Here is a 21030-nt window from a genome sequence, read left to right on the forward strand (position 1 = left end):
AGTTACACTTAGCTAAACTTAGACCAGATAGTATACCTTTCTAATACTCTAATTATCAAATGATTAAATACATTGTAATAGCTCATGAAAAAATTGTTTTTTTTAGGGATCATCTTGATTAGCTTTCTCAATCCAATATTTGCCCAGAAATCAACTGATTACGAACAATTTTGTAGAGAGGTAAGTGAATTGTTAGTAGCAAATAATAAAACTGATTTTGTAATGCGTTTTTGTCCAACCAAGGAGGATTTATTCGAGTTTTCTTATGGGGCGAAAGTGAATAAAGTAAAGAATAAAGAACGTGTTGGTTTCTACGAGACCATTGGTCCTACAATTGGGATGTTAGAAGAAAATATCTCCTCATCATTTGATTTCGTTTACGGTAAAATGGGAAAAAATAACATACTGAAAATAGATAATGTTGATATTCAGAAGTCGACTAAAACAAAAATTGGAGAATTGGAAGTACAGAATTTCTTTTTTGTTGTATCAGATGGTCAAAATCAATTTAAATTAGAGCTTCTGGGTGTTTTTCGATCATCAAGAGATTGGGTTATATTGACAGATATTGCTCCTTGGAATTTTTAAATGAGGTTTAATCTGCCAATTGTCATTTGGGGAAATTGGAGCATTACCAAATTTGTTGAATTTAAAAATATGAGTGGCCATTTGTGAGTATAGCGTTTTGTGTATTCTAAGTCGCACCCACTTAGGCTTAGCTATACTAGTATTAGAACAAAGGTTTGATTGATAAGTGTTTATAGGGTGGGTATTATAAATTTGGGATAAAAAAATGGAATTTCAGCACGATAAATCTTGGGACTGTTTAGAAAGAATTTTTAAAAATAAATTTGTGGCAAAAGAAGCCTGGAAGCAATTTATTGATTTTCATAAGCAACTGCATCCTAAGCCTTATTGGTCAGACTTACAAGATTTAGATTTTGAAGATGAACAAAATGATATCATCAATTGGGTGCATCGGTTAATAATTGATTCGCCATTACCTGAGAACGTTCAAGCAATATGGATAGGGATATTGAAATTAGAAGATAAAAACAATGAGATTCCTGCGATTTATATGGTCGGGGCAGATACCTATGCCATTAATGATATTGATTGGGCTTGTGAACCGACTTATTTGCCGGATAATAGGTACGTTTTACCTGGGAATTTAAAGGAAATTGACGATATAATAAAAATAGATGTTGCTAATTATGATTTTCTTGATTGGATTTTGCCACTGGCGTATTCCACATTTATGTTTGACGAAATTATTAGGACAAGGATTGATAAAAACTTATTTCTAAGTAAAAGAGATAAAATTTTTATTGCAACAGGATATGACAGTGGCGATTATTTTAATTTGTCAAATATTGAGTGATTAACTAATGAATTATCATAAGTAGATAAAAACGATTTACAAGCCATAACCGATACTCTTATATTAAGTTTACATCGTAGTACAAAAAAACACAATACATAATGAAGATTTATGGAATAAGTGGACTTGGAGCTGACAAGCGAGTTTTCAACTTTCTTAAGTTGGATCATACGCTAATTCCTATTGAGTGGATCAAGCCTTACAAAAAGGAAGCATTAAAAGATTATTCAGCCCGACTTTCGAAAATCATTGACCCTAAATCAGATTTTGTACTTATTGGTGTCAGTTTTGGAGGATTAGTGGCTGTCGAGATTAGCAAAATTTTGAAACCTTGCTTAACAATATTAATTTCTTCGGTCGAAACTAAAAATGAATTAAGACCAATTTTTAAAGCTTTTGGTAAACTAGGCATCATAAAGAATTTGCCGGCAAAATTTTTTGACCCACCAAGATACATTGCATTCTCTTTATTTGGTACAGCCAATAAAGAACTTCTAAATGATATCTTAGAAGATACTGATTTAAAGTTTGCAAAATGGGCCGTTAATGAATTGGTAAATTGGGACAATCGAAACCAAGTTGAAAACGTAATTCGCATTCATGGTACAAAAGACAAGTTGATACCCTGGAGAGGATCGGGTAAAGTTGAATTCATTAATGATGGGGAACATTTTATGATTGTTGATAGAGCTGAAGAAATAAGTGAAATCGTAAATAAAAAAATAAAAAATACGACCCTACAATTTACCAAAAATGCCAGTAGTTAAGCCTTAATTTTCTCATGGTACCTAGGATATCGACTGAGGTGGAAAAGGGCTAATTTATTCTTCTTTGATGAAAGTTGAAAACTTTCAGCATTATGGGGCTATTTACGCTTCGCTAAACTTAAACCAGATAGGGTAACTAGCAAAAAGCACTTGAATAACTTACTTTACCAAAGAATCGTCAAAATCTTCCACTGATACATTGGATTTTTTTTCTAGTTTAAATGAAGGATACATACCGACCTTTAGAGCTATTTGAATGACTTTTTCTAAACTAAAATTAATATCACCATCATTTAAAATCTGGGATACACGCCCCTTACTTAAATTTAAATGTGCGGCCAAATCCTTTTGCTTCATGTTATGTTCCTCCATATAATCCACAATAGCATTGTATAATAATGCGTTGATATTTTCAATCCAATAGGAGGGTTGGTTTAAAATTTGTTCTCTTTTATTCGCTTTCATTTTTGAAGTCTTTAATCGTTTGAAGCACTGATTTAATATCTTCTTTTTGATTGCCCTTTTTTCCACCAGTTACTATAACTCTTCCTGTATTTTCTTCATGGAATAAGTACAATCTTATAATCCCTGATTTAGCCTCATACACTTTACATTTCATCGAATGTCCTTCAATTAACCTGAATTTAGTTTTAGGTAATCGTAAAAGATTTGATGTAATTTCGATAATGCTAAGTGCACCGGCTATTTTATCAAATATTAAGGCATCATTTTGATGTTCATCAATAAACATTTGCAATAGACTATTACCGTTCTTGCACAATTCCCAAATGTCGATTTTGGTTGAATTTGGAATATTTTCTGTATGGATTAACGAATATTTTTTCAAAATGTTTAGGTATAGCTAAACTTATAGATTGCAAATTTAGACAAAAGTTTATTTATAACAAGTAATCACTCTTAATAACTTAAAGTGGGGCGGTGGTCCAAAAACAGTTATCAATTTGACCTGTTATGTCAGGGAAGACTGCTTCGAAGAGTAATTTTTTGTTTGTAATTCAAGGCAATCACAAATCAAACCCATTGTCCCTTTAATTTTTGGCTAAAGCCAGATAATGACGAGATAACATTAAAAATGGGCTAAAGCCCATTTCTATTGAGGTGATTTGGTTGATCGATTGGCCTATCGGTTCCCAAGTCCAGCCGAAGGAGTAGGCATTACCCTATGGCTTCGACTCCGCTCAGCAGCCGGGGAGACAAGGGAACCAGGCAAAGATGTATTATAATAAAGCCATTCTTCATTTTCAATAGCCTTCAGCTTTAGCTGGGGGGGATGGTGTGGATTTACTCGTCTCTGTGGCTTTAGCCAAATCATAAACCTAAGGAGCTGTTCTATTGTTTTATTTGATGGTAACGAAATGTTCTTCTTTGATGAAAGTTGAAAACTTTCTGCACTATGGGTCTAAGGTACGCTTCGCTAAACTTAGACCAGGTAGGGGAAACTTTTGGCATTATGGGTCTATTTACGCTTCGCTAAACTTAGACCAGAGTGCGGGAAATTTAAAACCGAAAAATCTGGCATAAATCAAACCGTCATATTTAATTAGGTCTGGTTCAGGTAAGGGTTAAGAAATTACCTGAATTATCCTCTGGCAATTTTCTTTTCTCCCATAAGCCTAAACTAAAAGGGAACTGTCGCTTGTATAATTTGTATACCTAGAAGTGTATTTTTTTAATCACGATTAATTTTCCCATAAAACATTTTTTTATATTTAAAATACAAAAAAGTTGGTTTAAAAATAATATTTTTCATAATTTTGTACCAGTAACTAATTCTCCCATAGAAAGCTACTATGGAATGGTTGTTTGGCTTTCATCAGGATGAGTACAATTCTTAGCGGTAAGAAATAGCAGAGGATATGAATGAGTAGAATGTAAGGGAATGTAGCTCCTGATTTTTTTTGGAATAAAGAAGCTGGATTTTTTAGTTGTAATTAACGTAACGATTTAATTAATTTTTAGCATAAATCTATAGAAAATGAAAGTGAAATTTTACTTTATAGCCATGATTTTTTTGGCACTTAATCTTGACTTGCTTGCGCAAGAGAAGACAATAAATGTGGAAATTACAGACCCGACTTCAAGAGGTCTCTTAACCGGGACAATTGGTGTTATCGGTACAGCAGAAGATGGTTACTTTTTATTGCGAGCCATTTCCAAAGGTTTTTCATTGTATGGAGTGGGAGTAGGTACCAAAGGGGTATTGGTTGTCGAAAAGTTTAACAAAGACTATGTACTGGAAAAAAGCAGAAAAATAGAAGACATTCCGATGACTGTCTTAAATAAGGCCAATGACAAAAGTTTTGAGTTTTTTTACCAAGACAGCAATAAAGGCATTTGGTTGTTTTATTCAGATGAATCCAATGATAAAAACCGTTTGTTCAGGAAAAAGCTGGACCAACATACCCTGGCTTTTGAAGCGCCAATATTTGTTTCCGAACAGCCAATTGTAGACAAAAAGTTGGACAGAAGGTCAAGCTATAGTATTGTCCCCTCTGAGGACAATAACAAATTTGCTATTTTCTCCTTTGTGGGCAGTAGGAGCAATGAAGGGTCTGAAGCATATGTTGAGGTGTTCGATGCCTCGATGAACTCCGAATGGCAAATGAATACCAGTATACCTGAATACAATAAGGGAGGGTTGGATACGAAATTATATGGTATTTTAAAATCCTTAAATAGCAATGGAAATATTCGCTTGTCCAATGAAGGGGTGTTTAACATGTTGAGTAAGGTGGATATAGTAAAAGGGGGCAATGAATTCATGCACTTTATGTATTCATTTTATAGGGGAATCGATGATCCCGTTATTAATTATTTGAAAAATACGGACAAATACCTGTTGAGAATGTCACTGGTTCAGGACAAAAACAAGGATATTAGACTGGTTGGTTATTACTCCAATGACAAGAACCTTAGGCGAATTGATGGTCTATTCGTTCAGAGTTTAAACCCTTTTACTTTGGCCGTTGACAATGAAAAATTCCTTCCTTTTTCTGATGAAAATAAGTTGGATTTTTTATACCAAAGCGAGGCTTACTTATCCGGTAAAGACAAACGAAAGGTAAAAAAGGGGAATGAGTTGGATGTCCCTTCGAATACTTATATCAAGTCGGTTTTTGTCAATGAGGACAATAGTATTACCATGGCTTCAGAGTATTATCACTCATATAGATATGATGGTAAATTGTACCATGTTAACAATGATTTTCAGTTTACCAATATCTCACAAAATGGTGAAATCAATTGGATTCAAAATTTCAACAAACGACAAAAAGACATTAGTCTGCATACGAATGGTATTTACCAAATGTATGAAAATGGCACCATTTATTTTATTTACAATGAGCCCCTTAAAAGGGAAATTCATGTAGGTCAGATAAATAGTGACGGGGAAATAAGTTCTAAAACGATTTTGGAATCTAGGAAAGGTGGTGAATTGAAGAAATTTTGGTTGGTTCCTGGGACCATTTCAAGGGTAGGAGATAACGCTTATGTAGGAGTAGCCGCCAAATTCTTTAAGGAAAGACTAGTGAAAATAGAAATTAACTAGGTCTGAATTTTATTAAGTCTTAAATCACAACTTTTCTATCAAATATCTTATTTAGAATGAAAATGAAATTATACTTATTTGTATTGGTTTTTTTGTCTCTTCAAATCGACTTGCTAGCGCAGGAAAAAACAGTAAATGTTGAATTATCGGGTTCAGCTTCACGAAAATTATCAACAGGATTCATCGGGATAGTTGGTGCCACAGATGAGGGAATTTATTTATTGCGGGTCAAATCTAAAGGCTACAGCATTTCTGGTGGAGGATTAAGTAAAAGAGGGGTGCTGTTTCTAGATAAATACGACCACGAATCTATTCTTATAAAGAGTAGAGAAATAAAGGATATTCCGTATACTATTTTAAGTAAAGCGAAGGAAAAAAGTTATGAATTTTTTTATCAAGATGATAAAAAAGACCTTTGGTTGTTTTATTCTGATGAGTTTAAGGGTGAAAACAGGCTTTTTAGAAAACGTCTCAATCATGAAACTTTAGACTTTGAAGAACCATTATTGGTTGCCAACCACCTAATAATGAAAAAGGGTTTGGATAGGAGATCAAACTATAGCATTATCCAATCTAAAGACAAGAAGAAATTTGCCATTTATTCATTTTCAGGCAACACTCGCTCCAAAGAATCCTATGCATACGTTGAAGTATTTGACAATAGCATAAATTCTGAATGGGTAATAAATGCTACCATTCCTGAGTTTAACGAGAGTGGCATTGATACCAAATTCAGAAGCCTTGAGGTGGCTGCACTAAATAAGGAAGATATTCTATTATCCAATGATGGTAGGTTAAATATTTTGAATAAGGTCTATGTGGGAAAAAGTTGGGATGAATACGTACATATACTCTATTCTTTTCACAAAGGGATTTCAGCCCCGGTTATACATCACTTAAAAAATTCAGATAAGTATATTTTTGACCTCTCCTTGGCTCATCATAAGAATGAAATAATAAAGATTGTTGGGTTTTATTCCAATGATAAAGGATTAGACACCATAGATGGTTTATTTGTACAAAGTTTAGCACCTTTTACCCTAGCAGTTATGGCTGAAGAACACCTCCCATTTTCTGAGGAAGACAAGTTGAATTTTTATTATGGGGGAAGAGAATTAGCGCATAAAAAAGTTTTGGATAAGATTGAAAAAGGTAAAGGCTTTGATTTACCCTCATATTTAACTATAAATTCGATCTATACCCTTGATAATAATAGCGTAACCTTATGTTCTGAATATTCTAATACCTTTGAAAGCAAAGGTGTGATGTATTATGGTTATTATAGTATGCAATTCGTTAACCTCTCAGAGAGCGGAAAAATTAACTGGATAAAAAAATACACTAAAAAGCAAATTGATAGAAGAAGTATAAGTGGTAGCGTATATGAGATGTTTGAAGATGACGTAATTTATTTTGTCTACAATGACATTCTAAATCGAGACTTATTGGCTGGCCAAATAAATAGTAATGGTGAATCACGTACGGAGGTTGTTTTATCCTCGAAAAAAAATGGGGATTTGGCTAATTTTATGATTTTCCCCTCTAACATTTCAAAAATAGGTGACAATCAATACATGGGTGTGGCACTTAAAGCTTTTAATCAAAGTTTGGTGAAAATAGAAATTAAGTGATTCTTCGTGGAAGAGTTTTGGATTGGTTAAATTGAAAAGAATAGTTAACCATAAGCTGAAATGGCAATTGAAAGACATTTATTAAAAGGCATATTGAGCCAGTACATTGAGGCCATATTTCATTTGACGGATTTTATGCCTGACCATTCCATAGAACGTGTGGTTCCCACCGGGAATGTATTTATCATTTTTGAGTTAGATGGCTATCTAAGAAATACCTTTGACAATGAAACCTTAAAGCCAAAAGCCTCATTTAAGGAAGTTTGGGTTTCAGGCATGCAAAAAAAATTATATTTCAATTTCAGCGCACCAACATTCAGAATTGTTTGTGATCCAATTTAAACCTTTTGGTGCCTATCCTTTTTTTCACTTCCCCATGTTGTAATAAGGACAAAATGGAGCCTATTGAATTGTCATATTCAACAAGCTCCATAATGTTTTATTTATGATGTTCCTGGATCTTTTTAAACATGTCACCGAAAATTTTGTCTCGATGGAGGTAGGTGACATGTCGAATAAAATGTCTTGATTGGTCAACACTATATGTCATTTGATCGGTTAAAATAGGAGAGTGTCGTATTTCTGTTTTAAACCATGATGGATCAATAACATAAGCTATCACTGCAATATCCCAAATGATTTTAGAATAGGCATAATGGTTATGATGGTAGTCTTTGAATATTTCAATCAAATAATCCCCGATGGCTCCTTTTCCTTGAAGGTAAGTTTCAAGTTCTGGAATGGTCGTAAGTAGATGGGAAGTTACAGGTTCAGTAGGAACTTGAATTAGAGAAACTCCAGAATCAAATAGCAACTTGGAAGAAACCATGTCCTGTAAAAGGTTGAATTCCCGAGCTGTATCCCATTCAAGTCCTTTTCCTCCCAACCAAACCACTACAATTTTATTAATGATTTCAGGCTCCATCAATATTGCCGAGGCCACATTGGTCGGTGCTCCTAAAGTAAGCACATATAAAGGTTCGTCTGAAGCCATGGCTCTCTTTACCAGGTCTCTTGCGGCATCACTTTCAACAGGCTGTTTTGTGCTTTTTAAAAATTCCTTAGAACCACTGTAAACCAATCCTTCATGTTTCATCCCCATTTTATTCATCAATCTAAGGATTTCTTCATAGCTTTTTTCCATGCCATCAGCAGGACCTTCAGACCGACTATTATGATAGGGAGCAGCATAAATAGCCTCCACATCCATTTTTTCAGGAGAAAGCAAGGCATAGACTACAGCAAATTGATCGTCCACTTCATTATAGGTATCAGTATCAATCACTACTCTAATTTTCTTATTAGTGGGTTTTAACCTTGACAGTAGTGTTTCATCAGATAGTTTTGGGAATGTTTGGGAATAAGCGGAAGACATTCCATTGAATAGTGAGAATATTAAAAAAACAACACCCATTAAAATTACGTTTCCAAGCGTAATTGTCACCGTTGTCTTGGTAGGTTCAAGGTTGGTTTGGATATTTTCGGTAATTAATTCCTTGTTTGTCATTATTAAAATAAATTGAGGTTAATAATAGTTTTGTATGATGGATAGAAAAAAGCATCAATTTAATTCCTGTTTTTAGGTTTGGTTGTTATGATGTCAATGAATTCACTTTTTAAGGCCTCCGCTTGTTCTGAAGAAACTTTTAGATATTTATGGTTTCCATTCGAAGTTTCAACGAAACGGGTATAACCTTCATCATCCACTAAAATTTGGCCATTATTACTTGAGGTGAAAAAATCACTTCCGCCATCCACAACATAAATCACCGATGTCAGATCCCAAGTAGGTCTGTCATATGGCATTTCCAAATAATTCTCATAGGCCACTACCAAAGGATGAGGTGTCGCCCATTTAAAATCATTTTCAATACTGGAGGCGGGATATTTGATTTGTTCTCCAAGTTCCCAAGGGCTGGCAACAATTTGAGTAGGCCATTCCGCAAAAACTTTTTGAGCTGATGCAATGTCGATCCTTACATTGTATTCTTTCATACGATTTTCATCAAAATTCCCAGCCATAATGCTGAGTAATTTTACTTTTTCCTTTACCAGATCTTTACCGGATAATTCAGAGTAATTATCAGAAGGAGAATCGAGTAATCTGGCTAAATTTGTTGAAAAGCCCACTGATACTATGGTTACTGAATTGTTAGGCTGTTTGGCTAAAATTTCGCGATATAAGGCTACAGCATCAGGGAACTCAGTGTTTTCTGATGCTGACTCAGTAAAGGCTTGCTTTCCATCCACTTGATGTTCCCAGGCCGCTTGGGTATAATTTCTAGCCTTATCACCAGAGTCTGCCCCATTGGTCACAGTCCCAACAGGTATATCGGGATGTCCATACCAGCTATTCATAAGGTCAATAAAAAGGGGAGCGTATTTATTGTTTTTATTGACATTAATAGCTAAAATCTCCATCCTATTTTGATCGGCATATTTATACAACATATCCAATGCCAGGGCATCATCAATATCATTTCCCATATCAGTTTCAAAAATGATCTTGACAGGTGATTGGGCATTGGTTTTTATCACTTCTTTATCAGCACTTCGGCTTGTACACCCAATAGCAAGGATAAAAAACACTATAATAATAGTGGGGTAAAATGAAATATTTAACTGGTGTGGTGATCGGGTTTTTGCGTTCTTGTTCATAAAATGTCTTTTTTTATTTAGGGTATCATTATTTTCCATGAGAGGCTTAATTGTCATTGGATCGATAAGAATGGGTACGATAAATTTTTTATAGCCTCGGCATATAATTCTTAAATTTTATAGGGCTATTGAGCGTGAAAATGAAAGGGAGAATTGGGTAAGAAGACTCCCTTTCATTGATATTGGTTAATTCCAACCGGGATTTTGCTTGTATACACCCTCAATTAAATTGATCTGTTGTAATGGAATTGGTAGGTATTCATCTCTATTTTTAGTAAAATGAGCAGTTTCCATATATGGAACCCTAGTCTTCTCAACTTCGAAATATAAATTAATCGTTTCAGCTGCTATTCCCCATCTTACCAGATCAAAAAAGCGTATGCCTTCCACCGCAAATTCTAAACGGCGTTCCCACCTTAGGGCTTTTCGGGCATTTTCCTGATTCCAATTAATGTTTACACCTGGTATATAAGGCTGAATATTATAATTGGCGATTTGTTCACCATTGCCATAAACCAATCGATCGGTTGAGCCTTTGGCACGCTCACGAATGTAATTAATTATAGGCAAAGCTTCATCCTGTCGTCCCAATGCTATTAAAGCCTTTTGCCGAGAGCCAAAAGCAGCAATGGTAAGATTAAGGTATTAATATACCAGAACCTACCAAATTGTTGTCGTACTTGTGTGATGAACATAGTTTTAGATTTTGGGTTAGTCAATTGTTGTAATATTTGTGATTAAATCTTCGGGAGACTGTCCAATAACAATTCTCTTCTGTATGGGATGGAAGATTGTGCCCCCATCCTGGTGGCTGTAATAGATGCGGCTTGACAAGCAAAAGTAACGGCAGATAGAAGGTCTTTCCCTTCAGAAACGGCTACTGCCAATGCCCCATTAAATACATCCCCAGCCGCAGTCGTATCTATTGCATCTACCTTTGTGGCTGGAACTATATGAAAGCCATCCTTATTTAATAAAACAGCTCCTTTTGAACCTAATGTGATAGCTACATTTTTCACTCCTTGTTTGTAAAGATACTCCGCAGCATTTTTTGCTGAATCTATGTCCAGGACTGCAATTCCAGTTAACATTTCAGCCTCATTGGAATTAGGTGTAATCATATCAATCATGTTGAAAAGTTCTGGAACCAGGGGATTGGAAGGGGCAGGGTTTAAAATCACTTTTATACCATGCTTAAAAGCATATTGAACAATAAATTTCACAGTATCCATAGGGATCTCTAGCTGCATCAGGATTATTTCGATATTGGCTACTTTCTTTAAGTACTTTTCAACATCCTGAGGTGTTAAGTTCAGATTTGCACCAGATGCAACTACTATACTGTTTTCCCCTGATTCATCTACTGTTATTAATGCCACTCCAGAAGGGGTGCTATTGTCTTCCAGGACCCCACTAATATCAATTCCCTCTTCCTCAAATGCCTGAGTGGATTGTTTACCGAAAACATCATTACCAACTTTCGAGATAAATATGACTTCTCCCCCTAACCTGGCAACAGATACTGCCTGATTGGCCCCTTTTCCTCCTGGATTCATCAAAAAAGCTCCACCGAGAACCGTTTCTCCTGGTACTGGGATATGTGAAGATTTTACCACCATATCCATATTTGTGCTACCTATTACTACTATTTTCATTTTACTCATATAAATAAGCTATTGTCAAAATTTGATTTAACCAAATATATTATATGTGGTAAAAATATTTTAACATCTTTTAGGTACTTTTATTAATGATAATTTTGAAATAATGAATGAAATTTTTTGTAATTAATTTATTTACAATTACTTATATAAACATTATTAATTGAATTCTATTAATCATGAAGTCAATAAACAAAACCCACGAGGTGATAAGATTGGTGAAAACATTGTCCGGTCCAGAAAAAAGGTATTTCAAACTCTATTGCAAAAAGCAATCTGGGCAAAAAGTTTATCTGGATTTATTTGAATGTATTCGTCGTCAACAGTTAAATGATGATCCAGAAAAAATCAAGGAGAAATTTAGTAAAAAACATCCTGGAAAATCCTTTGAAAACAGTTCTCAATATCTCTTAAAAATAATCACAGATGCTTTAGTAGAGATAGGAATTGCAAATGATAAATGGTATCAACAATACCAATGCTTAATGAGATCAAAAATCCTATTTGAAAGATCTCTTTCTAAAGAAGGATACAAAGAAATAAAGAAAGCCCAACAGTTAGCCCATGAAATTCAAGACAACTTCGTACAGTTTCAAAGTCACCGGCTTGAGTTAAACTGCCTTTCGGAATTTGGATTTTTAAAAATGAAAGAAAGAGACCTTGTGGAGCTACAAATGAAAACCAAAAATTATCTTCGGCAACTACACCTCCTTCAAGAACATTCCTCCCTATACGAGACATTACGGCTTAGGTTAATTAGATCGGGAAGATCTTTTTCCAAGGAAGATACAGGTAAGTTAAATGACCTGCTAATCAGCGAGCTTAGCCTTATTACAAGAGGGAACCAGGAGAATTTTGAGTCCCAAAAAATCCATTTGTTGTTTCAATCGTTTTTTTTGATCCAAACTGGACAGTTTAGATCTTCACTCAAATCCTTTCGGGAACTGAATAAGCTCTTTGAAGACAACAAAACCTTGTGGAGCTTTCCACCTTATGAATACCTCTTCACCTTAGAAGGTATATTGGATAATTTGAGAACGATAGGTTTCTACGACGAAATTGAATTCTATATCCAAAAAATAGAAAATTTATTGGTGAAAAAACACCCTCATTACTTTCAAACCATTGCTTCTCAAACCATCCATATTTATAAAATACACCTGCTACTTAATACTGCTTCGATTGCTCAGGCACTCCAATTTTGCTTAAATATTCCGGCAGTATTGCTAAATAATGAATCTTTGGTTGGTTATGAGAAAAGAACTGAATTGATGTTTTACATTGGACTTACCTATTTTTCTAATGGGGACTTAAATAAAGCCCACAAACAAATGGGGAAAATTACAGCATTTGGAAAGGCAAAGGAAACGTCTGCCGCATTTAAAGTAGCATGGCTCACCCACCTTTTAATTCATTATGAATTGGACAACCTTAGGTTTCTTGATTATGAAATGCGATCCTACAAAAGGGCTTTTTCCAATCTCGGAAAGACCCTAAAGATAGAAGGACTTGTGTTCAAACTTATAAAGCATGATCCTAAAAGAAAAAACAAATCCAGTAATATAAAATTTTGGAGCAAGATTGAAAATGAATTGAATGGCATTTACCAAGACAGTTATGAAAAGCAGCTTCTTAAATTTTATGATTTCGGTTCCTGGATCAAAAAAAAGTTGGTACAAGGATGATTTAGGATTTAATAAAAAAATCGGATAGCTTCAAGATTTATGCACTATACCAAAAGATTAAGAAAGCGTATTTAATGCTTACAATTAAATTACTGCAATTTCATTTAATGATTGGAGATGTTTTAATGGAAGTGAATGATAGGATTACCTTGTCTTATGAGTGGGGATTTCGCAGTTCTACTTCAAAAAATGGGCTAGTTTTGAAGAAATTGAACTGGGCCTTTGTTTTATTTTTTTAAATTAAAGGTATAATTTATCTGAGGTGATACTATTCGCCACTTGAAAATACCATGAATGGCAATTGAAAGACATTTATTAAAAGGCATATTAAGCCAGTACATTGAGGTCATATTTCATTTGACGGATTTTATGCCTGACCATTCCATAGAACGTGTGGTTCCCACCGGGAATGTATTTATCATTTTTGAGTTAGATGGCTATCTAAGAAATACCTTTGACAATGAAACCTTAAAGGCAAAAGCCTCATTTAAGGAAGTTTGGGTTTCAGGAATGCAAAAAAATTATATTTCAATTTCAGCGCACCAACATTCAGAATTGTTTGTGATTCAATTTAAACCTTTTGGTGCCTATCCTTTTTTTCACTTCCCCATTCAGGAATTGAATGACAGCGTTATTTCCGGTGAGGAATTGCTTGGCGATGAAATACTTGCTTTAAGAGAGGAGCTCTTGAACAAAAAAATGTCTGAAGAAAAGTTTAAAAGTGCAGAAAAATGGTTGCTTAACAGGTTTCGGCAGGAAAAAACCCCTCCAGGAGACTTATTAAACGTTTTGGAAAAATTACAAAATGAACCTGTAGCCAATTCTGTAGAAATTTTTGAAAGCTATTCAAAATCCCAAAAACACCTGATAGACCAATTCAAAAAGTACGTTGGTTTGACCCCTAAATATTACCAAAGGATGCTTCGCTTTAATGAAATTCTGCAGCAAATCTATCAATCTAAAAAAATTGAATGGGCTCAGATAGCCTACCAATTTGAATATACCGACCAATCGCATTTCATCAAGGAGTTCAAGCATTTTTCAGGAATCAATCCGCAGAAGTTTATCCAACAAGGATTTCATGGTTCTACCAATTTTTTTCCACTCGATAAGAAAGGTTAATTTTTTACTATTTCAGGATTTCAAATTCCATTAGTATTGTAAAGAACAAAACACAATACATTATGGATATGGTATCAGCTTTGGAAAACATCAATTGGCTATCGGTTATGGTCGCCTCAATATCCTCATTTTTAATAGGAGGGATTTGGTATGGGCCACTATTTGGTAGGGCTTGGATGCAGGCTTTTGGTTTTACACAGACGGATTTGAATACTAGGAATATGCCTAAAGTTTTCTCTTTATCATTGCTATTGGCATTTATTGCCGCGCTGAATCTGGAGCTTTTTATAGGTGCAAATGCAGACATTTCTTATGGCCTGATTGCAGGATTCTTAGCGGGTTTTGGTTGGGTTGCTACCTTTTTGGGAATTTTGTATTTATTTGAAAAGCGATCCTTCCAAGCATTTTTAATTAATGCAGGTTATTGCATCGTGGCCCTTACCTTAATGGGAGGGATCCTGGGAGCTTGGTGAATTTTGGCTTTATTAATTCTATTTGCCGAAACCGGTTTTATTGTTTTTTTTGATTTTAAACAGGTTAACGTTGCCTATTTGATGGTACTTCCATAGTCGAATTGTATTAATTTTCAATCTGTTTTATGGAGTAGGCTGGAGGTTTTTTCGCCAATTTCCCCAATATCATATTGTAATACTTTTTCATTAGCTTTGGAAAGGAATAGGATAGAACTCCTTCTATTCTAAAATCGAATTGATGTTAAATAAATCAAACATTTCTGTTAATTCTCATCAACTTTTTAATGGTAACATTGAGCCGGTGAGAACGGCACCTAGTGGAAGGGTAGAATATAGGGATTTATCCTAACCGGAAATACAACTACAAATTTTAAGCTCATTTCGTATCAAAATGATATATTTGAAATGAAAATTAACTTGTAGAATCACTTTTTAGTAAACTTTATAAATAATATTAACTACATGAAAAATATACTCTTAGTAGCTGTTATATTGATAGTTAGTGGGATTTTTTATTTTAATTATATTGTTAAGAAACATAATTTAAGACCATTGCAAAAATACAATGACATTCAAATACCTGTCGGTCTGGATTGTTCTCCCGTCCTATTAGGGAATTTTGAAACTCAGAATCTATATATTGAAAGGACAATAAACAAACAAATTCAAACGAAAAAAGCAACCGGTGAAAAAAAAGTGTTTTTTGTTTCTTGGAAAAGTAATTGTGAATACATCCTGAAATCAGTAACGGACGAATCTGAAGTCCTACGGATTAAAATTACTGCAGTTAATCTCTATAACTATGAGTGCTATGTGATTTCTGATAAATATTCAGATAATTATCCAAATTTTTTGAAAATCAAGCGTAACGAAGACTCTTAGTAAAAATACTATGAATGAGGGGATTGGTCAGGATGTTTTGAGTTTAAAGTCCACCACTTTTTATATTTATTTTACTTATGGTTACTAGCAGATTGATAGATTTTTATTTTTCAGTCATGCGAATTATAACTAACCCTAGGAGGTCATGATATGAAGAATAGCATAAAGAAAATATTCTCTTATTTTAAATCAAAGCCGATAATAATTGAAGGTCGTTGGCATGGGTTCTATAAATATAGTGACTCTTATCCAGAAAAAATTAGGGAAATAAAGGTCCAATTTACAGCGGATATAACTATCGAAAAGAACTTACCAAACTTTATAGGAACAGTTCAAGAAGGAGAAGGAGGAGTACCAGAAATTGCTGGAATTAATGGCATTGTTAATCGAAGTAATATCAAGTTTACAAAGAGTTATAGCAACTTTTATCAACTGGATGAACAGGGAGTTCGAACCCTATTTATAGGTCCTCAGTTTGTCTATTACGCTGGTATATACGATCATTCTAAAGAGATGTATTCAGGACAATGGGTGACCAGATCTATAACTGAGTATTCAAATGGTGAAAAAATAATTAGTGATACTACTGGCCATTGGCAAATGTGGAGAAGTTCTGCCGGCAATTAAACATTCTTATAACTCTAATATCCTACTCGATGAGCCCTATTAACTGTAGTGAAATTTTTACTTGAGGTGAAAAACACTGGTGAAGGTAAAAAAACTTGAGTTTATGGTGGATGGAACTATCAATAGCATGATATTTTAATGTGTTGATTTTTCTTGTAAGTGGGTATACGGATTAGGAAATTGATCGAAGATTTAAATGGAAACTTTTATTGAAACCTTCGTCCTGAATTTTCAAGCTTCTGCCTTTCGAGGTAGAAACGCATCCTTTACACGATAATTGGCCATAAAATATACTATTACTTGCTAGCCACAATTACTTTCGGAATGAACATAAAATCACGTAATTTGAGATGAATTTCACCCTGGTTTAGGGATTTCATTGTCGATTAATATTTTGCCCAATAATCCTATGAGAAAAATCTATTTTCTGTTGAACATAGCCTTGATTTTTAGCTATAATTTCAGTGGTGCTCAAAATGAGGCCCCCAAGATAGCATCTGAACCAAGCCAGAGTGTTTTTTATATAAAAGATGTCCTACAGGATGGCAAGGGAGATTTTGACCCTTGGAATACTGAACGTTGGGCTGCCTGGTACAATTATAAGGGAGAATTGATCCGGCAGTTTGATGTGGATACCACTGTTAAATTCAAACCAAGGAAGGAACCCTGGCTAGTGAAGATTAGTGAGCAGTTTACCAATAAATCCCTGTTTACCATCGCAAAACAAGGCATTGTGATGGATGGCAATGGATTGATTATGGATGTAAGAACCACAAACCAAAGCCTCCCTCTTGATGAATTGTATGCCTTAAGAAAAGAGCCGTGGAGAGAAGGTAATGAACTTCGTGGGATATTTTATAACCTTCCCCAAGTAGAAGGAATCCAAGCCACACAAATAAAGAATTTCACGTTTATGGGCTGGAAACGAGGCATTAAAATCAATGGCACAGGCGATCAGGAACAACACCGGTTAATTGTTGAAAATTGTGTTTTTACTCGAAACAAGATAGGGTTCTATACCAATGGGTACAATACCCTTTTGAATAATTGTGAGCTCTATGAAAATGGTTATGGGGCCATTTATTCGGGAAGTCGCAGTCGGCGCAATCAATTTATCGGGAATGTGTTTCGGGACAATACACTAAGCCAGAATCAACATTCCTATGGGGATTTTATCGGGGATACTTTTTTTGACAGTGAAATTAGTAACAATGAATTCTCTAAATCCCAAATAAAAACGGACCAAAGGAGAATTGGGATTTCCATGTTCAGAAACATGGGGGAAAGCAATAATTTGCGGGAACAGATGCCGCACAATAACATTATCCGTGGCAACCATTTTGATGGTTATTCTGTAGCGATTCATATAGGCTCACGTATGGGGAGGGACACAAGAAATGACATTACTGATGAAGGACGTGACTATGCTTTTTATAACCTTATAGCGGACAATACCATTGAGAATTCAACCATCGGAATAAAAATCAACACCGAAGGAAACACCATCAGAGGCAATGCCTTCATCAAAGTAGAAGAAGAAATTGTTTTGCAGTGTGTATTCTTTAAGCTAAAAAATACAACGATCAATTACCAAAAGGATGATGAAGTGAAACTCTGGTTTGTTACCGAGGATTATGCCCAGTATTCGGATTGGTTCAGGTTTCAGGATGACCTGAATGGAAGTATCAAAAAGGACGAGAAATTGATCACTGTGTTTTCGCAAAAGGAGGGTCCGAGTTTCTTGCAAAACCAAGATGAAAATTTTAAGCTTAACCCGGTAAAGGCTAAAGTTGAAAACCTATTGGAAGACTACAGGCTAGGCGTTCCTATGGCCACTGCTACTGGAGAGTTCAGTTTGGATTTGCCCGGGGAAGAGTTTGTTGCCATCTGGGATCAACCAATTTCCCGAATCAATGAAAAGGATTATTACAGCATCTTATTTTTTGACGACAAGGGTACGGAGATCAACAGGTGTGGAAGGTCTGAGGTGAAATGGAAGGAGATTGCTGTTGGATACTTTACTAAAAAAGAGGGGAAAATGGAAGTTGCCGCCATTCCTGCAGAAGCGATTGAAGGTAAATACCCTGTGTATATTTTTGACCGGGGATTTCAGGTTCCGAAAGAAATCCTTTACCAGGACAATCAGAATTCAAACATTACCATTAATACGGATATAAATCAGGAGCTCCATGTGCAGATTCAATAGCGCTAACATAGGTTGATTCAGTGAATTAAGTTTTATGGTACAAAGGGAGAGGCTTTAACGAAGCTTATGGCTTAACCTTCTATGGTGATGTTTATTGTGGCTTTTTGTATTCTGGAGCCAGAGCTTTTCTAGTTAACCAACCATACCGTTTTTAGGCTACAATAGTCAATCCATGGCATTTATTCTATTTGAGAAATAATTTAACGCATATTAACGTTATGAAACGCATACATGAGTTGGATAACTCATGTATGCGTTATATATTTATGCTATGAAAGAATTAACGCAAAGAGAATTGGCAGTATTGGAGATTCTTTGGGAGATAGAAAGCGGTTTTGTAAACGATGTGCTTGATAAATTTCCAGACCCAAAGCCCCCCTATACTACGGTGTCTTCAATAATTAGAATTTTGGAAACCAAAGGATACGTAAATCACAAGGCCTTTGGAAAAACCCATGAATACAGACCATGCATTTCAAAAGTTAAATACAAAAAAGGACTATTGAAAAATATGGTGTCTCATTTTTTTGAAGGTTCTTTTGATAATGTGGTTTCATTTATGGCCAAGGAAAACGAACTAACAGAAAAGGAGATTTCAGAGATTTCTTCGCTAATTGAACATTATAAAAAGAAAGGAAATGAATAGCTGGCTTGTTTATTTGGTTGAAGTTTCTGTTTGTCAGGTCCTATTTGGTCTTCTCTATTGGACTGTCTTTCGAAATCTTTCTTTTTTTCAGGCCAATAGGGTATTGCTGTTAACAGTCACCATTTTAAGTTTTATTATTCCACTATTAAGTATTCCTTTTTGGAATGTACCGGTAAGTGATTCATCTCAGTCCGTTCTTCAGGGATTTCAGCATATAGAATTGGCCTTTGTCCCAGATAAGACACTGTCAACGCATTCTATTGCTTTTAATGTCAACTGGTTGGCAACCATTATAGGTTTGGTTTATCTAATTGGATTTTCAATTCGCTTTTGGAAACTCTTCAGCGGAATTATAGCGGTTTTAAAACTTACCCTAAACAACGAATCCATCGAAAAGGATGGCATTAAAATCATTTACATTAACAGTGGACCTTCATTTTTTTCATTTTTGAATTACATATTTATTAACACGAGCCATTTAGCCATTTCAGATGAGGAATTTTCTCAGGTAATTGAACACGAAAAAACACATATAAATCAGCGACATACCCTTGATAACCTCCTAATGGAAGTGTCCATCTTAATATGTTGGTTTAACCCAGTTTTAAGGCTTATGAAAAAGGAACTTAACAACGTCCATGAATATTATGCCGATGCAAAAGCCTCAGCATTTAAAGGAAATATTGAAAGCTATTCTAAGCTTCTATTAAAACTTGCCTCTAACAAAGGGAATAGTTTATTAACGCATCAATTTTCAATGAACACTTTTAAAAAACGAATCATTATGCTAAACGAATCAAATTATAGTAAGCGTATTGCGCTACGGTACATGCTGGTTGCGCCATGTTTAATCCTGCTGTTGGCAGTATTTTCCTTCGTCCAAAAGAACCCTAGTTCTCCGGACATTCTTGCTACCTCTGCAACACCTCCTGTAATTGGAAGTATATCATGGGAAGGGAATACCCTTTACTCCGATGAATATCTTTCTGAATATTTAGGGCTCAAAATAGGAGATCAGTTTAATGAAGAAGGGATTAATGAAAGCCTTTCTTATCAACCAGAAGGACGTGATCTAGGTTCTTTATTTATGGACCAGGGGTATCTATATTTCACTTTAGAAATGGAAAAAGAGATGGTAGAAAGTAGCGTTGACCTAACATTTAAAATTTTTGAAGGAGAGGTTTCAGTGATCGACAAAGTATTTGTTACTGGAAACAATAAGGTGCCAACTGAGGAAATCTTGAAAATGGTAGATACGGTTAAGGGAGAATTGTTCAGCAGAAGTAAGCTGGTATCCTCTCAAAAGAAAATCTTAGCGTCAGGTCTATTTGATTCAGAAAAGCTTATTCCTAATATTATTCCTCATCCAAGTGCTGGAACGGTTGATATTGAATTTAAAGTGGTGGAGCTTTAAGGACAACCAACAGCCACTCCCATCAGGTGTTTTTTCAAGTCTAATTGGCGATCAGGGAGTGGCTATTATTTTCATTGACGATAATTAATAGTGTGAAATATTGAATTAAAATTTTTAGATTTTACCATAGTATTGATCTTTTCTTCGCTCGATTGCTGAAATTCTATAAGAAATTACTATTTTGTAATTGACAATGAACAGCTTAAGAGATTGTATCTGGAAATTGCTTTTTAGCATGGGGTACTGATGGAAGTAATTTAAGGCTATTTCAATAATTACGTTAAATAGGCGTATTTAGGTTGACTA

Annotated in this window: 20 protein-coding genes; 14 read left to right on the forward strand and 6 right to left on the reverse strand. The window is 34.9% G+C overall.

Translation table 11 applies throughout. The annotated features are described in order from the left end of the window. Positions 1-84: 84 nt before the first annotated feature. The 3 genes from AC0L7T_RS10010 to AC0L7T_RS10020 all read left to right on the forward strand — a co-directional run bounded on the left by AC0L7T_RS10010 (position 85) and on the right by AC0L7T_RS10020 (position 2148). Positions 85-588: a hypothetical protein gene (locus AC0L7T_RS10010; RefSeq protein ID WP_473342428.1), complete on the forward strand. Its 504-nt coding sequence runs from the start codon at positions 85-87 to the stop codon at positions 586-588. A 205-nt stretch (positions 589-793) separates the two neighbouring features. Further along, positions 794-1381 (forward strand): hypothetical protein, encoded by a 588-nt coding sequence (locus tag AC0L7T_RS10015; RefSeq protein ID WP_473342429.1) that lies wholly within the window; start codon positions 794-796, stop codon positions 1379-1381. Positions 1382-1482: 101 nt separating this feature from the next. Next, positions 1483-2148, forward strand: a complete 666-nt coding sequence (locus tag AC0L7T_RS10020) for an alpha/beta hydrolase (protein WP_473342430.1) — start codon at positions 1483-1485, stop codon at positions 2146-2148. Positions 2149-2307: 159 nt separating this feature from the next. On the opposite strand, the gene AC0L7T_RS10025 is transcribed toward AC0L7T_RS10020, so the two are convergent. Together AC0L7T_RS10025 and AC0L7T_RS10030 are read right to left on the reverse strand one after the other, a co-directional pair. Further along, entirely contained in the window at positions 2308-2613 is a 306-nt protein-coding gene (locus AC0L7T_RS10025; protein ID WP_473342432.1) for an XRE family transcriptional regulator, read from the reverse strand. After that, complete coding sequence (locus AC0L7T_RS10030) at positions 2600-2995, reverse strand: hypothetical protein (RefSeq protein ID WP_473342433.1); 396 nt, start codon at positions 2993-2995, stop codon at positions 2600-2602. Before AC0L7T_RS10030 ends, AC0L7T_RS10025 begins: the two co-directional genes overlap by 14 nt. Positions 2996-4144: 1149 nt before the next feature. Here AC0L7T_RS10030 and AC0L7T_RS10035 point away from each other — a divergent pair. The 3 genes from AC0L7T_RS10035 to AC0L7T_RS10045 all read left to right on the forward strand — a co-directional run bounded on the left by AC0L7T_RS10035 (position 4145) and on the right by AC0L7T_RS10045 (position 7692). After that, positions 4145-5719 (forward strand): hypothetical protein, encoded by a 1575-nt coding sequence (locus AC0L7T_RS10035; protein WP_473342434.1) that lies wholly within the window; start codon positions 4145-4147, stop codon positions 5717-5719. Positions 5720-5781: 62 nt separating this feature from the next. Then, complete coding sequence (locus AC0L7T_RS10040; protein ID WP_473342435.1) at positions 5782-7350, forward strand: hypothetical protein; 1569 nt, start codon at positions 5782-5784, stop codon at positions 7348-7350. Between the two features lie 60 nt (positions 7351-7410). Then, the gene (locus AC0L7T_RS10045; RefSeq protein ID WP_473342436.1) at positions 7411-7692 is read left to right on the forward strand and encodes a hypothetical protein; all 282 of its coding nucleotides are present in this window, start codon (positions 7411-7413) and stop codon (positions 7690-7692) included. Positions 7693-7789: 97 nt separating this feature from the next. Here the strand turns inward: AC0L7T_RS10045 and AC0L7T_RS10050 are convergent, their stop codons facing one another. The 4 genes from AC0L7T_RS10050 to rbsK form a co-directional block, all read right to left on the reverse strand. After that, positions 7790-8857, reverse strand: coding sequence for a nucleoside hydrolase (locus tag AC0L7T_RS10050; RefSeq protein ID WP_473342437.1), 1068 nt, complete (start codon positions 8855-8857; stop codon positions 7790-7792). A 59-nt stretch (positions 8858-8916) separates the two neighbouring features. After that, positions 8917-10008, reverse strand: coding sequence for a nucleoside hydrolase (locus AC0L7T_RS10055; protein WP_473342438.1), 1092 nt, complete (start codon positions 10006-10008; stop codon positions 8917-8919). A gap of 186 nt (positions 10009-10194) precedes the next feature. Beyond that, positions 10195-10599, reverse strand: coding sequence for a RagB/SusD family nutrient uptake outer membrane protein (locus AC0L7T_RS10060; RefSeq protein WP_473342439.1), 405 nt, complete (start codon positions 10597-10599; stop codon positions 10195-10197). Between the two features lie 146 nt (positions 10600-10745). Next, complete coding sequence (gene rbsK, locus AC0L7T_RS10065; protein WP_473342440.1) at positions 10746-11663, reverse strand: ribokinase; 918 nt, start codon at positions 11661-11663, stop codon at positions 10746-10748. Between the two features lie 185 nt (positions 11664-11848). Here rbsK and AC0L7T_RS10070 point away from each other — a divergent pair, with 185 nt between their 5' ends. The 8 genes from AC0L7T_RS10070 (at position 11849) to AC0L7T_RS10105 (ending at position 20724) form a co-directional block, all read left to right on the forward strand. Then, the gene (locus AC0L7T_RS10070) at positions 11849-13354 is read left to right on the forward strand and encodes a hypothetical protein (RefSeq protein ID WP_473342441.1); all 1506 of its coding nucleotides are present in this window, start codon (positions 11849-11851) and stop codon (positions 13352-13354) included. A gap of 294 nt (positions 13355-13648) precedes the next feature. Beyond that, positions 13649-14476, forward strand: a complete 828-nt coding sequence (locus AC0L7T_RS10075) for a DUF6597 domain-containing transcriptional factor (RefSeq protein WP_473342442.1) — start codon at positions 13649-13651, stop codon at positions 14474-14476. A 62-nt stretch (positions 14477-14538) separates the two neighbouring features. Further along, a complete protein-coding gene (locus AC0L7T_RS10080) occupies positions 14539-14949 on the forward strand; it encodes a DUF1761 domain-containing protein (protein WP_473342443.1) in 411 nt (136 codons plus the stop codon). Positions 14950-15411: 462 nt separating this feature from the next. Then, positions 15412-15831 (forward strand): hypothetical protein, encoded by a 420-nt coding sequence (locus AC0L7T_RS10085; RefSeq protein WP_473342444.1) that lies wholly within the window; start codon positions 15412-15414, stop codon positions 15829-15831. A 150-nt stretch (positions 15832-15981) separates the two neighbouring features. Then, positions 15982-16458, forward strand: a complete 477-nt coding sequence (locus AC0L7T_RS10090) for a hypothetical protein (protein ID WP_473342445.1) — start codon at positions 15982-15984, stop codon at positions 16456-16458. A gap of 409 nt (positions 16459-16867) precedes the next feature. After that, on the forward strand, positions 16868-18664 hold the full coding sequence (locus AC0L7T_RS10095; RefSeq protein WP_473342446.1) for a right-handed parallel beta-helix repeat-containing protein: 1797 nt from the start codon (positions 16868-16870) through the stop codon (positions 18662-18664). Between the two features lie 271 nt (positions 18665-18935). Next, on the forward strand, positions 18936-19310 hold the full coding sequence (locus AC0L7T_RS10100) for a BlaI/MecI/CopY family transcriptional regulator (protein ID WP_473342447.1): 375 nt from the start codon (positions 18936-18938) through the stop codon (positions 19308-19310). Then, the gene (locus AC0L7T_RS10105) at positions 19303-20724 is read left to right on the forward strand and encodes a M56 family metallopeptidase (RefSeq protein ID WP_473342449.1); all 1422 of its coding nucleotides are present in this window, start codon (positions 19303-19305) and stop codon (positions 20722-20724) included. Before AC0L7T_RS10100 ends, AC0L7T_RS10105 begins: the two co-directional genes overlap by 8 nt. Positions 20725-21030 lie beyond the last annotated feature (306 nt).

Source organism: Cyclobacterium sp. 10D3-21 (assembly GCF_055809755.1).

Excerpts from the sequence above, each read along its gene's own strand:
- AC0L7T_RS10010 (WP_473342428.1), top strand. The coding sequence starts at position 85 with ATGAAAAAATTGTTTTTTTTAGGGATCATCTTGATTAGCTTTCTCAAT.
- AC0L7T_RS10015 (WP_473342429.1), top strand. The coding sequence starts at position 794 with ATGGAATTTCAGCACGATAAATCTTGGGACTGTTTAGAAAGAATTTTT.
- AC0L7T_RS10020 (WP_473342430.1), top strand. The coding sequence starts at position 1,483 with ATGAAGATTTATGGAATAAGTGGACTTGGAGCTGACAAGCGAGTTTTC.
- AC0L7T_RS10025 (WP_473342432.1), bottom strand. The coding sequence starts at position 2,613 with ATGAAAGCGAATAAAAGAGAACAAATTTTAAACCAACCCTCCTATTGG.
- AC0L7T_RS10035 (WP_473342434.1), top strand. The coding sequence starts at position 4,145 with ATGAAAGTGAAATTTTACTTTATAGCCATGATTTTTTTGGCACTTAAT.
- AC0L7T_RS10040 (WP_473342435.1), top strand. The coding sequence starts at position 5,782 with ATGAAATTATACTTATTTGTATTGGTTTTTTTGTCTCTTCAAATCGAC.
- AC0L7T_RS10045 (WP_473342436.1), top strand. The coding sequence starts at position 7,411 with ATGGCAATTGAAAGACATTTATTAAAAGGCATATTGAGCCAGTACATT.
- AC0L7T_RS10050 (WP_473342437.1), bottom strand. The coding sequence starts at position 8,857 with ATGACAAACAAGGAATTAATTACCGAAAATATCCAAACCAACCTTGAA.
- AC0L7T_RS10055 (WP_473342438.1), bottom strand. The coding sequence starts at position 10,008 with ATGAACAAGAACGCAAAAACCCGATCACCACACCAGTTAAATATTTCA.
- rbsK (WP_473342440.1), bottom strand. The coding sequence starts at position 11,663 with ATGAAAATAGTAGTAATAGGTAGCACAAATATGGATATGGTGGTAAAA.
- AC0L7T_RS10070 (WP_473342441.1), top strand. The coding sequence starts at position 11,849 with ATGAAGTCAATAAACAAAACCCACGAGGTGATAAGATTGGTGAAAACA.
- AC0L7T_RS10075 (WP_473342442.1), top strand. The coding sequence starts at position 13,649 with ATGGCAATTGAAAGACATTTATTAAAAGGCATATTAAGCCAGTACATT.
- AC0L7T_RS10080 (WP_473342443.1), top strand. The coding sequence starts at position 14,539 with ATGGATATGGTATCAGCTTTGGAAAACATCAATTGGCTATCGGTTATG.
- AC0L7T_RS10085 (WP_473342444.1), top strand. The coding sequence starts at position 15,412 with ATGAAAAATATACTCTTAGTAGCTGTTATATTGATAGTTAGTGGGATT.
- AC0L7T_RS10090 (WP_473342445.1), top strand. The coding sequence starts at position 15,982 with ATGAAGAATAGCATAAAGAAAATATTCTCTTATTTTAAATCAAAGCCG.
- AC0L7T_RS10095 (WP_473342446.1), top strand. The coding sequence starts at position 16,868 with ATGAGAAAAATCTATTTTCTGTTGAACATAGCCTTGATTTTTAGCTAT.
- AC0L7T_RS10100 (WP_473342447.1), top strand. The coding sequence starts at position 18,936 with ATGAAAGAATTAACGCAAAGAGAATTGGCAGTATTGGAGATTCTTTGG.
- AC0L7T_RS10105 (WP_473342449.1), top strand. The coding sequence starts at position 19,303 with ATGAATAGCTGGCTTGTTTATTTGGTTGAAGTTTCTGTTTGTCAGGTC.